This is a genomic window from Sphingobium sp. CECT 9361 (assembly GCF_918741285.1).
In the GTDB taxonomy this organism is placed as follows: Bacteria; Pseudomonadota; Alphaproteobacteria; order Sphingomonadales; family Sphingomonadaceae; genus Sphingobium.
In genome coordinates, this window is record NZ_CAKKNC010000001.1 from 806079 (window position 1) to 819307 (window position 13229).

Sequence of the window (13229 nt, forward strand, 5' to 3'; positions counted from 1 at the left end):
CTTCAGCTCTCGATCTTTTCGGACCGGGTGTCTTGATCGCCGTAAGTATAATACTGCTCGTAGCCATAGCCGAGCGAAAGAATATCGACACGGTTGAGAACGACGCCCAGCAACCGCGCCCGCGCCAGACGCAAGCGGCGAATAGCGGCCTTCACAACACCTCTGTGTGAGCCGTTGGCGCTTACCACGAACAGCGTCGCATCCATGTGTGCGGCGATGCTGGGTGCGTCCGCCAGCCCAACGACCGGTGGGGCGTCGATGATCACAAGATCATAGTGGGCGGTAAACTGGGCGATCAACTCCGGAAGTATGGGGGAGCCAAGCAACTCCCCCGGATTGGGCGCGGTTGGGCCGCTTCCTATAAAGTCCAGCCCATCGATGGATGTGCGTTGGATCGCTTGATCCATCGCACATTTGCGGACCAGCAGACTGGTCAGACCCGGCACGTTGGACATGCTCAGTATATGGTGCAGACTCGGGCGACGCAGATCGGCATCGACAAGGAGTACGCGACGTCCGCCCGAGCGCGCGAAATCGCGCGCGATGGCGTGCGCTATGGTCGATTTGCCTTCTGCCTTCCGGCTGCTGGTGATGAGCAACGAGGCGGGAGCGCCTCCGGCCTGGGACAGTTCCAATGCAGACCGAAGTGCATGGAATGCTTCGTTGAATGCCGATTTCGGTTGGTCCAGTGCGTCAGTGGGTGTGGTACTTTTAGTGAGCGCCGGCACCATCCCAATGGCCGGAAGACCGAGCTTGCGCTCTGCCTCGTCAGGCGTGCGCACGACATCGTCGAGTTGCTCCCTCGCATAGACGCAGCCTGTCGCCGCCATGAAGCTGATAAGCAGGGCAAGGCCAAGATTGACCAGCAAATTGGGGGATACTGGTTTTCCCGGCACACGCGCGACATCTATGATGGAGATGTTGTTGTTGCTCATGCCTGCCGCCGCGCTGACTTCCTTGAAGCGTTGGAGCAGCCCGTCGTAGAGTTCACGGTTGGTATTCACTTCTCGGCGCAGGATATTGTAGCCGACCCGGCGATCCTGCTCTGTAAGCGTCTCGTTCTTGAGGCTGCTTACCACCGCTTCGAGTTGTGCTTCCTGCTGTTTTGCAACTTGATACCGATTGAGGACTGAGCGGCGCGCATCTGCAGCTATGCCTTCGATCTGGCGGTCTATGGCCGCAATTTCGCTGTTGGTGCGGCGGACCTCTGGATGATCGGCCTGTCGCCGCTCCTGCTGTTCGGCAAGCTTGGCTTCGAGCGTCGCGCGCTGATGTTGCATCATCTGCACGGCAGGGTTCGAAAGGACTTCGGGAAGGCTGTCCAATTTTGAGCTGCGTGCGTTGTTCCAAAGCTGTTCGGCATCGATGCGGCGGGCGATCGCGGCGACGAGGGCATCGTTCGCCTGAACGAGGCTGGAGACGGTCAGCGAGTTACCGCTGGACGAACCCGTCTGCGCCGGCATCCCCGAACTGGTGTCGATAATTCCACTGGAACGGGCGTAGACGTTCATCGCGCGCTCCGAATTTTCCAGCCGTTCTTTTGTTTCGGTCAGTTGTTCCTGAAGGAAGCGGCGTGCGTAGGAGGACGTGTCGAATTTACGGCTGAGATTGCTGCCTATCATGTTGTCCGCAAAGGCATTCGCGATCCGCGCCGCCAGCGTAGGGTCCGGACTGTCAAAGGTAATTTGGACGATGCGCGAGTTTTGTGTGAGGCTGACCTTCAGATTGTCCTGCAACAAGGCGATAGTCTGTTCGCGCCGAACTTCCTGTAATGATTGCGCCCCGGTCGGCTTTTCGTCAGGCTTTACGCGCATCGCCTTGAAGAATGTATCGCCGGAAAACAGCCGCAGGGCTTCCCCGACACGGGTAGCGAGGGAGCGACTTTGCATTATCTCAAGCTGGGTCTGGAGAAAGCGATCCGCATCCTGGATCGCTTCGGCAGGCTGGATATCGGGGGCGTCGAGGACGCGCGATGCCTGTTGCTCGATCTGAATGCTGGATTGGGCGCGATAGGTTGGCGTGATCAGCAGCGTGATCGTCAGACCCAGCGCCAGCCCGACGCCACAGATCGCAAGAATGATCCAGCCGTTGCGATGCACAATACGGCGCAACGTGGCGAGGTCGATCTGCGAACTGGTAAATGCCCAGCTCTCATTGCCCTGTAATTCTGCCGACGGCTCGATATAGGAGTTGAGGGTCGGCGGCGATGCAGGTGATGTTTTCATAAAAAGAGCCTGAGCAAGATCGGGGGAATGCACTGCATCACCGGTAAGCGCGAAACGCGGCGATGATCGGCGCGAGACTCAGTACGTCTCGCCAACCGCCCTTGAGGGCGGAAAAGCCGACGACGACCGTGTCGCTGCCGTGAATCTGAGGATCGGGCAGTTCGCCCCGGCGGATCATCCCAACGTCGAAGACCGCACCCATGGGTTGCCCGTTTATGGTGCGAAAAATCACCACTTCGCTCAAAGCGGAGACTCTGGTGGTTCCCTCCGCCATTGCCAGCGCGCCCAACAGCGTGGTGGGACCGGCAAGCTGATAGATGCCCGGTTTGGTCACGGAGCCTTCGACGGTCACTTTCTGAGATGTCGCGCTGTTGACGTTTACCGAGACATCCGGGTCGATCAGCATATTGGCGGCCAACCGCGTGGCGATTGCCCTTGCCAGTGCATCGGCCGTCAGCCCCGCAGCCCTGACGCTGCCAACAAGGGGCATTGAAATATTGCCGTCACTGGTGATCTGGACTTCTTTCAGACTGAGTTCCGGTTCTCCTAACACCGTGAGGCTGATGACGTCTGATGGGCCAAGTATACCGTCGCCATCGACACCCACGGTGGCTGGGGGAATGACGGAATAGGCTTCCTGCCCACGCGGGAGATCGGCAGTTGCACATCCGACGAGGCAGAGACTCGATGCGAGCAAGGCCGGCGTGAAGCGGACCGTGCTCTTTGCCGCGTGAAGGGAGAAATTGGAGAAGGACATGGAATTTCCCTGACTAAATAAGACAGTAAGATGCAGGATCGCGGATCATACCGGGTGTCCGCCAAACTTCCTTCGCATCGCTCCCAGCCGCTTTGTGGTGAGGCGGTAGGCGACGTCTGCGACTAGCAGCGTAAGAATGAGGGAGAGCGTGACCGCAGGAACAAACCCGACTACGAAATGCGAGACTGCTGCCAAGATTGGGAAGTGCCAGAGATAGAGTTCATAGCTGATCCGACCAAGGTGCGAGATGAGCGGGAACTCAGCGATACGGCGCACTGCTGAATATTGGTCGGCAAAGATTACCCCAGTAAAGAAGATGCCGATCGCCAGGCTTTGCGGCGTATATTTCAGAACTTCTTCGTAATAGGGTGTCCAGTGGATCATTGACGCAAGCATCGCGATCCCGCCGATCCAGACGAGCAGATGTCCGACCCGGTCGATTGCGGATTGCGTGATCCGTCCTGCATCGAGGAGCAGGGTAAGCAGTACACCCCAGGCCATTGCATCCAGGCGCGTGAAGGTGAAATGATAGTTGATCTGGTCCGCATTTGCCGGGTCCGCCCATGCAACGAACATCCGCAACAGCAGCGCGCCGACGATGGCGGCAACCATCAGCCAAATGCGGGAGCTCTGGCTGCGCAGCAGGAACAGCAGCGGGGGAAGCAACAGATAGAAATGCTCTTCGACAGCAAGGCTCCAAAGCGGTTCGATGGCTTGATAGCCTTCCTTCCAGCCGAAGATTGGCGCTCCGAATTTTACGATGTTGCCTAGATAGAGGAAGGATAGCGCGATTTGTGCGGGCGAGAAGTTCTCGGGCTCAATCAGATAGAGCAGGGGCACTGCCACGATCCCCATCAGCAGCAACGGGGGCAGCAGCCGGATGAAGCGACGGATGTAGAATTTGCCAAGGGCGATGGCTCCGTTCCGCTTCTCTTCGGCAATGAGCAGGCGGCTAATGAGGAAGCCGCTGATGAAGAAGAACAGTGAAACGCCAAAGCCCCCCGGCAGCATGGGCACGATTTCATAATGGCGAACGATCACGATTGCGACCGCAGCCAGACGCAGCCCGTCGAGACCGCTGACATAGCCGAAAGCGGCTGTTGTCTGATTTTGCTCCGCCGTCATGCGGCAAGTCTCCGGTTTTGTGGCAAGGGATAGGGAGGGCTGGCCGCTGTTTTCCGAGCGTCGCGAAAGCTGGGGTTCATCGCCAGGCCTACGAGCAGCCAAAAGGGTGGGTAAGCCGCGGGGAAGCTCTGTGCCCAAGTCATGAACATCATGGCGATGCAGATCGGCTTGTATGGAATGCGCGAAATGCCAACGCCGCGGAACAGGACGACGATATAGATAAGCCCGACAATCCCATATTCGAGCAGGATCACCGGAAAGAAGGCAGTGGGCGATACGCTGAGTGTCGCGGGAACATTGGTCGCGTACCAGCCGGTCAGACCGAATAGTCGCCCGAGTCCATATTCGGCATACAGTCGCGGGCCTTCCGCGATAAACGCACCTGCGCCGAACCCGGCGAAGCGGGAATCGATGATCCCCAAGATGCCGACATAATTATGTACGACGCGATAGGAGAAGGTAGTGTTGAACAGCGCCTCAGGCGACTTGAGCGCCGTGGCCATAAGGTCGATGCCGCGAATGCCGGTTTCAGGCAGAACGGCTAAGGCCGAGAGGCCTATCAGCATTACGGCGGCGAAAGCACCAACCCCCAGATACCGCATGACCGGTGCTCGCCCCGCGCCGGTCTGGCTTACGAGGGCATACAGGATGCCGATCGCGACGGCAGCGAAGAAACCCGAACCGGACTGGGAAAGCGCGATGTTGAAAACGGCGAGCCAGAGCGGCCACCGTTCGACCGTCGCGCCCCTGTTTCTCAAGGCGCTGCGCGTTACCATGCACAGCAGCAGCATGAACGCCATGGTGAAGCCGAAATCCGTCGCTTCGGGGGCGAGGCTCGTCGTGCCCCGACCGCCCGCAACGCCCACGATGGTGGGCACCAGCGGCGCCGTGATCTTGAAGTAAAGCGACGTGCTGACGTAGCCGAGGATGCCGAAGGCGGTCCATAGCGGCAAGGTGATCTTCAACAGCCGCCAAAGGAGGGCGGGCGAGAGATACTGCATCGCCATGACGATGCCCCACGACAAGAGGAAGGACGCCGATCGGCGAAAATAATAGTCCAGGCTCACCTGATCCGGGCGATAGACATAAACCATGAACCAGAACGCAAACGCGGCGAGTATCATCTGCAAGCGGTTGATGCGCAGATCCTGCGTCAGCAATCGCTGAGCCAGGAACAGCCAGCAGACGAGCGCCGCCCAAGGCTGCACCTGTGATGGCGCAGCCAGAGGTCCAAAGACGAGATAAGGCAGACAGCATAACAGCGCTGCGATCGTCAGCAGTCCAACCGATGCGGAATTATCGACTGCCTGCGCCGTAATTGGGTGGCGGGCTTCCCGCCAGCTTGCCTCACGCATTTCCGCGACTTCCAGGGTTGGATACCGCAGCGAGCGATGTAAGGCGCGGCCTCAGCCAAATGCCCAGGCGCTTGCGTGCTAGCAGCAGCATTAGCCCAAAGACGAAGAGTGAATAGAGTACTTGCGCGCTGGCCAGCGCGAAAAGGCCTGATGTGGACAGCAACCATGAGGCGCAAGTCAGTAAGACGATGCCGGCAGCCAATATTGCCAGTGCCCCGTCCTGCGTACCGGTCATCTTGAGCACTTCGTCCACCGGGCCGCCGAAACATTCGATGGCCACGGCGAGAAGGAGGATTGCCAGGACCGGGACGACGGCATCGAAGCCGGGGCCGAACGCTAAGGCGATTGCCGGGCGTCCGACCAGCAATGTCGCTGTCATCGCAACAATGCAAAGCGCGAGGCTGATAGTGCCAAGTCGGCCGCACAGCGCCGCAATCGCGTCCATGTCATCGCGCTGCGCCGCGCGCACGATCGCTGGGCGGATCGAAAAGCGGACTGCGGCCATGGCGGCCGATACGGCAACCGAGAGCCGACCTGCCGTACCCAATATGCCTGCATCGGCTGGATTGAGGAGGATGCCAGCTAAAAAGGTAGGAAGCCAAAGGCCGACGCCGTACAACGTCCGCGCGATAGCGAGCCGGATACCTATGGCCACTTGGCGGAGTGCGGGTGAGAGCCTGAAACGCGGGCGACCGCCAGAACGAAGTGTCAGGACCAGCGCCCACAAAGCCATCGCGGAAGCACCGCTGACAGTTGCGGCAGCCAGTCCAGTGAAATTCGGGGCCGACGTCAGCAACATATAGGGCGCGGAGACGGCAATGAGTCCGATATTGATTGCCGGATAGTTGAAAAATGCGCCAAGGCCGTGGCGATCCAGCGCCAGCAGCAGCTGCGCACAGTTGAACATAACGCCGTTTGCGATGAAGAAGCCTGTGGCAAACCACAGCATCGTTCTTTGCTGGTTGTCCAAGGGGAGGATCGCGGCGGCCAGCAGGGCCGCTCCCAGAGCGATGCCGACACTCAGTATCATGACCCCAAGCATCGTGCCCGCCATGTCCTGTCGCGCGTGGCGGTCATGAATCGCGTCTAGCCGCGGCATCTCCCGCACGACATACTCGCTCGCGCCGAGCCCCAGCAGTGGGAAAACGGGGAGCACTGCGCTCAGCGCGAGAATGTAGAGCCCATAGTCGTGTCGGGAGAAATGATGGGCGATAAGGCTGAGGATAAGGAACTGGATTGCGATCGCCGTATAGCGCAAACCGACCGCCACGACCGGGCCTGAGAGTTTTGCCATGCCCTTCAATCTGCACCTGTCAACACAAGCGGGCGGGACTGATCGACGTGGCCCAGGGCTTCGAGAAACGCCGCTTCCAGCTTCAGGAAATGCGCTTCCCAGGTCCAGTGCTCGACGACATAGTCCCGCGCTTTGCGGCCCAGCGCCAAGGCTTCGTCCGGGTTCTCAAGCAGGTCGATGACGGCGGCTGCAAATGTCGGAGCATCGGCGGCAAGGCGCAACGTTTCAGAGGGCGCCATGATCCCTTCATTGGCGATGTCCGTCGCGACCACAGCCTTGGCGTTTGCCATATATTCGATGAGTTTGTTTTGCATTCCACCCGCTGCGCCCATGGGGTTGATGCAGACGGCGGCCGAGCGAACGATTGCCCCGATATCAGGTACGGTGCCGGTAACGGTGATACCGTTCACGCCGTCCAGCGCATGTATCGAGGCAAGCGGATCGCGGCCCTGGATGAAAAGCTCTGCGTCGGGAAAGCACGCACGAACTCTCGGCCAGCAATTGTCGACGAACCAATGCACGGCCTGGACATTGGGCTGGTAAAGCATGGAGCCGGAAAAAACGACCCGACCAGGCACAATTTCCTGTTCCATCGCAGGCGGATAGCGGCCGATGTCGGTGCCGTGCGCGCCATAGACCCAGTTGTCGATGGCCGGTTGGTCACGGATGGCGCAAACAGCCTTGATTGCCGCGACGTCTGCTGGCCCGATAAGGACGGATCTGGTAAAACTCTGCCACACTGTGGCTTCGAAATTCTCGCAAAGCCGCGTCTCGATGCGATAAAATAATCGCTTGATGCGATTTTTCTCGTTCTTCCATATCCGCCGGGTGTTCAGGGACTGGGAGAGTTGAAGCGCCACGAATGTGGCGGGCGCGTTTACATGCCTCGACGCTCTCTGCTTTCGCACGCGCCCAAGATGCGTCGGGATGGCCGGCGCGCTACGCATATAGTAGCTGTAGACCACGTCATATGCACCGGCTTGCGTTGCCCGGAGCAAATCGCGCGATAGCCGTGCGTTTTGGAACAGGCCGACCTGCAGGGGTTGCCCTTTCAGCAAACCTCGCGCCAGTCCAGTCAGCCGGTTCCACCAACCCTGGCTGTAGATGCGCACTTCGTTACAGGCCTCATTCAGCCATTCCCGCTGCACCGGAGTCAGCGCGCCCTGCATGTCGAGTGTGTAGAAGTCCACCTCATGGCCCCTCGCGGCGAAAAAGCTTAGCAAATGCGCGACGGTCAACTGGTCACCGCGCATCATGGGAAAGGGCAGGCGGCTGTAGACCAGCGCGATCCGCAGCTGGCGTTCCGCGGGGGCGCAGTCCATCCGTTTGGGCAAGTCATGGGCGGCTTTGGTCAAGGCTGGTTCCAGGCTCTGTTGACGAAACGGGCGGAGACGGCTGCTTGTCAGGGAAGCGCGTTGGTGCTGACCTTGCGGTCCGCCTTGATGTTGAGGGTGTCGAGGATGCCGATGGAGTCGACCGCGAGATCCCAGGTCTCCTCCTCCGCCACGTCCCGCGTCACGAAGAGCTGATTGAGCGCGGGAAGCTGCGTATAGGCATAGCCCAGATTGGCGCCGATCAGCTTGGACGGCACGAGGCTTGGGTCGTAGACCGACAGGCGGTAGCCGGCTTCCAGCAGCTTGCGGGCAAGGTCCACATTAGCGCTCTCGCGAAGGTCGTCGCTGTTCGCTTTGAAAGACAGGCCCGCCATCAGCACGCGGGCACCGGGTGCTATGCCTTGAGTGACATGCTCCAGCAGGAAATGCTTGTGGCTGTCGTTAGACCGCAGGAGCGAGTCCACCAATACGGTATGGGCCCCGACATCGGCGGCGATATACTGAAGGGCGCGGACGTCCTTCGGCAGGCAAGACCCGCCAAATGCTCCGCCAGGCCTCATGTAATAGGGGGATATGTTGAGCTTGGTATCGGAGACGAATATCTCATGCACCTTGCGTGCGCTGATACCGAGCTTGACCGACGTGCGGCCGATCTCGTTCGCAAAGGCGACCTTCACGGCGTGCCAGGTATTATCAACGAACTTCGTGAACTCGGACTCGCGATAGGGCGTGTAGAAGATGGGCGCATCGATACCCTCGTACAGAAGGTCCATATTGCGCGATGGTTCGCCGTTTGCCGTTCCGATGACGATCTTCGGCGGCATGAAATAATCGGCGATGGCCGTGGCCTCGCGCAGGAATTCGGGATTGTAGACCAGTTCGACCGCATCGGAGAACCGGCCGTTCAGTTCCGCCTTGAAGATCGGCGTCACGAGGCCTTCGATGGTTCCGGGGCGGATCGTCGAGCGATATACGACGGTAAGCGGATGCGGCCGGTTGGTGCTGATGGCAGCGGCAATCTGGCGACTGACCTCGCTGATATATGTCATATTGTGCGATCCGTCCGGACCGCTTGGCGTGCCGACACAGACGATGGCCATGTCGCACTCGTTGATGATGCCGCCCGCGCTTTGCATCACATCGAAGCGTTCGTTCGCTATGCCTTCCCGGAGAAGTTCGTGGAGGCCCGGCTCGCTGATCGGGCAGCCTCCCGCTTTCAACTCCGCGACCTTCGCCTCGCTGACTTCTATGCCGATCACTTTGTGGCCGGTTTTTGCAAGGCAGGCGGCAGCGGTAAGTCCAACATAACCAAGTCCGAAAATGGCGATCTGCATGATGTGCACCTCAAAAAATTTAGGCCGCAGACGACCGGCGCGCATTTGAGCACGTGGGCGGTAGGCCAGGAAAAAGGGGCGGGAGCGCGAGGAAGGGGGCGGCCTATGCGCTTTCCCAGGGGGCTGCGTGTGTTAGAAAGTCTTGCTCCCCACGAGCACCTTCACTGTCAGCGCAGTGATCAAGATGTCGCGCAGGAGCGTCCAACCCGAGAGATATTCAAGGTCGGCTTGTAACCGATCTGTAAGGTCAGAATGGGTGAAGGTTGTTCCGCGAAAGCCCCGGACCTGCGCCAGGCCCGTCATCCCGGGCTTTACGGCATGGCGATGCCAATAGCGGGGGTCCACATGCCAGTAGAGCGTGTCCCCGGCCTTTGCTCCGAGTGCATGGGGACGGGGGCCGACAATGCTCATTTCGCCGCGGATGACATCGAAGAGCTGCGGAAGTTCGTCGATGCTGGTCGCCCGAATAAAGCGTCCCACACGCGTTATACGATCATCGTCCTTGCCGGTCGTAAGGCGGCTTCCGTCTGCATCCTGTTTTGCGACATGCATGCTGCGGAACTTCTGCATGTAAAAAATGCGATTACCCCGGCCGATCCTTTTCTGTTTGAATATAATCGGACCGGGGCTGTCGAGCCGGACGGCAATCGCCGTCACCAGCATGATCGGGAAGAGGCACAGGATAGCTGCCGTCCCGACGACAATATCGAACAGTCGCTTGAGTGCGCGATCCCGAAGGGCAAGCGGGCCGGTCGATACCTTGATAGTTGTGTGGCCAAAGAAGTTACCCGCGCCGATCGGCCCAAGTGTCGCAATCTCCGCCGTAATTATTTCCGCATCCACATTGGCACCCTTCAGCGCGACCGCCCAGCTTTCGCGGCGGTCGGCCGGGCAGGCGACGATCACGCGGTCTGCCCGGTTCACGATGGTGCCGAGGGCATCCAGCGCATCAGGGTCCGTTATGTCGGGCCTCAGGTCATATCTTTTTGCATCGATCACCGTCGCTCCATGCGGCATCTCCACATCGTCCGCGCCGTCTTTCAAAACCAGCGTTACGGGCCAGTTGTCGAGGTCGCCCCGGCTGTTGGCATGAATAGCAAAGAGCACGCGCGCCGTGGCCAGTCCCAGGCATACTGCGGGGGAAACGCGAAGGAGAAGGACTTCGATAGGCTGGGAATCCGCGCCGAGGTGCATCGCCAGAAGACCTGCTAGGTTAAGCGGGATCAGAAACGACAATATGGCTCGCCCGATCCCTGCCTTGCTGCCCTGGAATGCATCCACCGCATAGGCGCCAAAATGGCTCGCTATGACAAGATACATGGTCATCAGTCCCAGAAGGACCCCAGCGTCCAGCGCTTGCGGAGAGGTGTCCGCAGGCAGCAGCAGGGTGAGCGCATACCCGCCTGTCATGCCCAGAATATCGATCAAACGGAGCTGCATATGCGCCCGCAGGCGTCGATGTCCCCGCGCGATGTAGTTCGGAAGCTCGGGGCGATCGAGGACGGTCACCCCCGTGGTCGCGAGGGCGAGTTCAGCATTTGGAACTGGCACGCTGGTTCTCCAGAAAAATGTCGGCCGCCTGCGCATCGGCCCGAAGTTGACATCCACGTCAGAGTAAAGGGTCAACTTGCAGCCCAGCAGATCTAAGTGTCAGGATGCCGGGCTTGCGGGTCCATCATGGTCATCGGCCGCTGCGACGGCGACAGCCGTGGTAACGGAAGCGGCCGTCAGTAATATCAGTGCTAGCGGGGCTCCTCCGATGGCCTTGCTCCGCTTCACGGAAGCTGCGCCAGTTCGCAAGCCGACATTGTTGCCGATACGTGCACCGGCTTGTTCAGACGACTTCGCGGCAGCCATGCTAGGGGAGACGAGTAATAATGAGGCTATGGAAGCAATACTTCCGATCGTTAAAATAGATGATCTATTGATCATTTCGATTCTCCTTAGTTGTGGGCGCTCACCATCATTTCCAGGCCATGAAGATGATTATCTTTTTTTAGTAAATGACAAGAATGAGCGCTGCTATGCCGGCATATCCGCCAAGACTTATTGCTGAAGCCCAAAGAAGACCTCGCATAAATTCAGTGCCATGCACGTCATATTGGCCGATCTTTCTCACAGCGATATACCTCCATGCATATGTCGATAATCCGCGTGACGCTGCCCCGCGGCAGGTGACCGCACATTTGTTTCGGAGGCACAGGACAGGCCAAATCTCGCTTCGGCGATGAGATCCCCCTGCACCCACTGCGCACCGGCGCGAACCGCCAGGGCGCGTTGGCGCTCCGCAGAAATGCCGTTAACCACCACCGCAGCGCCCGTTGCCCCGGCTAGCTTGATCCCATGCTCGAGAATGGAGGCGCCACGATCCGACTGCTCCGCCCAATGAACGAAAAGGCAGTCGATCTTGACCACATCGGGCGATAAACTGATCAGGTGGCGAAGTGATGCGAAGCCCACGCCGAAATTGTCCAGCGCGATCCTGCAACCTAGGCTACGTACTCGCTGAATGAAGGCTTGAGTAACGCTGATGGTGGTAAAAGGCGTGGCCCCCGAGACGACGAAGGTGAGCCGCTGAGCGTGGTCGACATTTCGGCCCAGATGGTCGAAGATATCCGACCACCAGCCATCGACCACAGCACTTGGCGCCGAGATGCGCACGCCCAATTGTGCGAAGGGTCGGGAACGGAGCGATTCCAATACCTGCTCAACCGACCATCGGTCGATTATTCTGCTAAGGCCGACACGCTCCGCCGCTTCGATCTCGGCCTGCTGCGAAACGCGCTCATGGAGCAAGTCTACCGAACAGATGGATGCTTCCTGAAAGAGAAAGCCACCGCTCTCGTCTGTAGGAGCAATTGGTTGCCAGCGAACGCACAGACGGTTTTCGGCAAGTTCTGCCAGCAACCCGGTGGCGGCAGCCATGTCATTATGATAGCCGATTGCCCATGTGGCGCCTTGCCGTGGCGCCTCGCCGTCGAAGCGTAACAGTTGGTCATCAGCGGAGCAGCGTTTGCCATTCACTGCTACGCGGGAGCAGGAAAGTATCGGATGCACCAACTCGTCCGCACAATTGAACGATTGGCTCATGGTCGTCACGCAGAGCGTTTGCAGCAGCGTGGCAAAATGCTTGCCGAGTGAATGGGCGCTTTCGCCGGCGGCACGAATCAGATTCACCGCGAACCCGCTACTGCCGCTGCCAGGAATGGCGCCGATCTCGCCTCCCAACGACGCATTGAAAGAAGCATAGACCTCCTTCAGCAACTCATCGGCAACTATTTGGCCGTAGGCTGTTACAACATGGAAATAATTCTCCATTCTAATGAACGCGCGAACATGGGCGATGCCGTCGATCGGCGCTTCGGCGGCATCGTCAAAATCAGCGCCTAAGTGCCCTGATTTCACTGCATTTCTGGTCAATGTTGCCATGCGCAGTCCCTGTTCCGGCGTAGCCCTGATTGCCGCCGTGAGACCGTTTTAGGTAAATTGTAACTACCTAAAAATTAGGTAAAATTCCATTATATTTGTATAATGCTTGGCGAATTAACCTTATGTGTATTAACGCCAGATGATCGTTCCAAAATTCCACTTAATTAGGTGAAGTTTGTCTTCAATCAATGCTCCAGACCACGGATCGGAGCACAAAGTCTCGCCTGACGTTTACCATGGAAATCCCGCTTGTTTGCGCTTTCGGAGCGCACAACCGCTGTGGCGCAGCGCTTCGCATAATGGGTAATGACCATGAGTCTTGCCGATCTTGGTGAGCCAACGGTTCAGACGCGGTCGCGATTGAACACGTCCGTCA

General features: G+C 58.8%; 10 protein-coding genes. 1 reads left to right on the top strand and 9 read right to left on the bottom strand.

Annotated elements, in window-relative coordinates; genetic code table 11:
- Positions 1–2: 2 nt before the first annotated feature.
- From LQ220_RS03595 to LQ220_RS03630, 8 genes are all read right to left on the bottom strand, one after another.
- Entirely contained in the window at positions 3–2225 is a 2223-nt protein-coding gene (locus tag LQ220_RS03595; protein WP_230186891.1) for a polysaccharide biosynthesis tyrosine autokinase, read from the bottom strand.
- Between the two features lie 37 nt (positions 2226–2262).
- On the bottom strand, positions 2263–2982 hold the full coding sequence (locus tag LQ220_RS03600) for a polysaccharide biosynthesis/export family protein (protein ID WP_230186892.1): 720 nt from the start codon (positions 2980–2982) through the stop codon (positions 2263–2265).
- Between the two features lie 45 nt (positions 2983–3027).
- A complete protein-coding gene (locus tag LQ220_RS03605) occupies positions 3028–4107 on the bottom strand; it encodes an acyltransferase (RefSeq protein ID WP_230186893.1) in 1080 nt (359 codons plus the stop codon).
- Positions 4104–5462, bottom strand: coding sequence for a hypothetical protein (locus LQ220_RS03610; protein ID WP_230186894.1), 1359 nt, complete (start codon positions 5460–5462; stop codon positions 4104–4106). The genes LQ220_RS03605 and LQ220_RS03610 overlap by 4 nt, the downstream gene beginning before the upstream one ends.
- Positions 5455–6756: a hypothetical protein gene (locus LQ220_RS03615; protein ID WP_230186895.1), complete on the bottom strand. Its 1302-nt coding sequence runs from the start codon at positions 6754–6756 to the stop codon at positions 5455–5457. The genes LQ220_RS03610 and LQ220_RS03615 overlap by 8 nt, the downstream gene beginning before the upstream one ends.
- A gap of 5 nt (positions 6757–6761) precedes the next feature.
- The gene (locus LQ220_RS03620; protein ID WP_230186896.1) at positions 6762–8111 is read right to left on the bottom strand and encodes a glycosyltransferase; all 1350 of its coding nucleotides are present in this window, start codon (positions 8109–8111) and stop codon (positions 6762–6764) included.
- 47 nt (positions 8112–8158) lie between these two features.
- A complete protein-coding gene (locus tag LQ220_RS03625) occupies positions 8159–9424 on the bottom strand; it encodes a nucleotide sugar dehydrogenase (protein ID WP_230186897.1) in 1266 nt (421 codons plus the stop codon).
- 132 nt (positions 9425–9556) lie between these two features.
- Complete coding sequence (locus LQ220_RS03630; RefSeq protein ID WP_230186898.1) at positions 9557–10975, bottom strand: sugar transferase; 1419 nt, start codon at positions 10973–10975, stop codon at positions 9557–9559.
- A 208-nt stretch (positions 10976–11183) separates the two neighbouring features.
- Here LQ220_RS03630 and LQ220_RS03635 point away from each other — a divergent pair, with 208 nt between their 5' ends.
- On the top strand, positions 11184–11480 hold the full coding sequence (locus tag LQ220_RS03635; protein ID WP_230186899.1) for a hypothetical protein: 297 nt from the start codon (positions 11184–11186) through the stop codon (positions 11478–11480).
- Between the two features lie 59 nt (positions 11481–11539).
- On the opposite strand, the gene LQ220_RS03640 is transcribed toward LQ220_RS03635, so the two are convergent.
- Positions 11540–12853: an EAL domain-containing protein gene (locus tag LQ220_RS03640; RefSeq protein ID WP_230186900.1), complete on the bottom strand. Its 1314-nt coding sequence runs from the start codon at positions 12851–12853 to the stop codon at positions 11540–11542.
- Positions 12854–13229: the final 376 nt, after the last annotated feature.

Coding starts and splice junctions, on each gene's coding strand:
- LQ220_RS03595 (WP_230186891.1), bottom strand. CDS start 2,225: ATGAAAACATCACCTGCATCGCCGCCGACCCTCAACTCCTATATCGAG.
- LQ220_RS03600 (WP_230186892.1), bottom strand. CDS start 2,982: ATGTCCTTCTCCAATTTCTCCCTTCACGCGGCAAAGAGCACGGTCCGC.
- LQ220_RS03625 (WP_230186897.1), bottom strand. CDS start 9,424: ATGCAGATCGCCATTTTCGGACTTGGTTATGTTGGACTTACCGCTGCC.
- LQ220_RS03615 (WP_230186895.1), bottom strand. CDS start 6,756: ATGGCAAAACTCTCAGGCCCGGTCGTGGCGGTCGGTTTGCGCTATACG.
- LQ220_RS03605 (WP_230186893.1), bottom strand. CDS start 4,107: ATGACGGCGGAGCAAAATCAGACAACAGCCGCTTTCGGCTATGTCAGC.
- LQ220_RS03640 (WP_230186900.1), bottom strand. CDS start 12,853: ATGGCAACATTGACCAGAAATGCAGTGAAATCAGGGCACTTAGGCGCT.
- LQ220_RS03610 (WP_230186894.1), bottom strand. CDS start 5,462: ATGCGTGAGGCAAGCTGGCGGGAAGCCCGCCACCCAATTACGGCGCAG.
- LQ220_RS03635 (WP_230186899.1), top strand. CDS start 11,184: ATGGCCTTGCTCCGCTTCACGGAAGCTGCGCCAGTTCGCAAGCCGACA.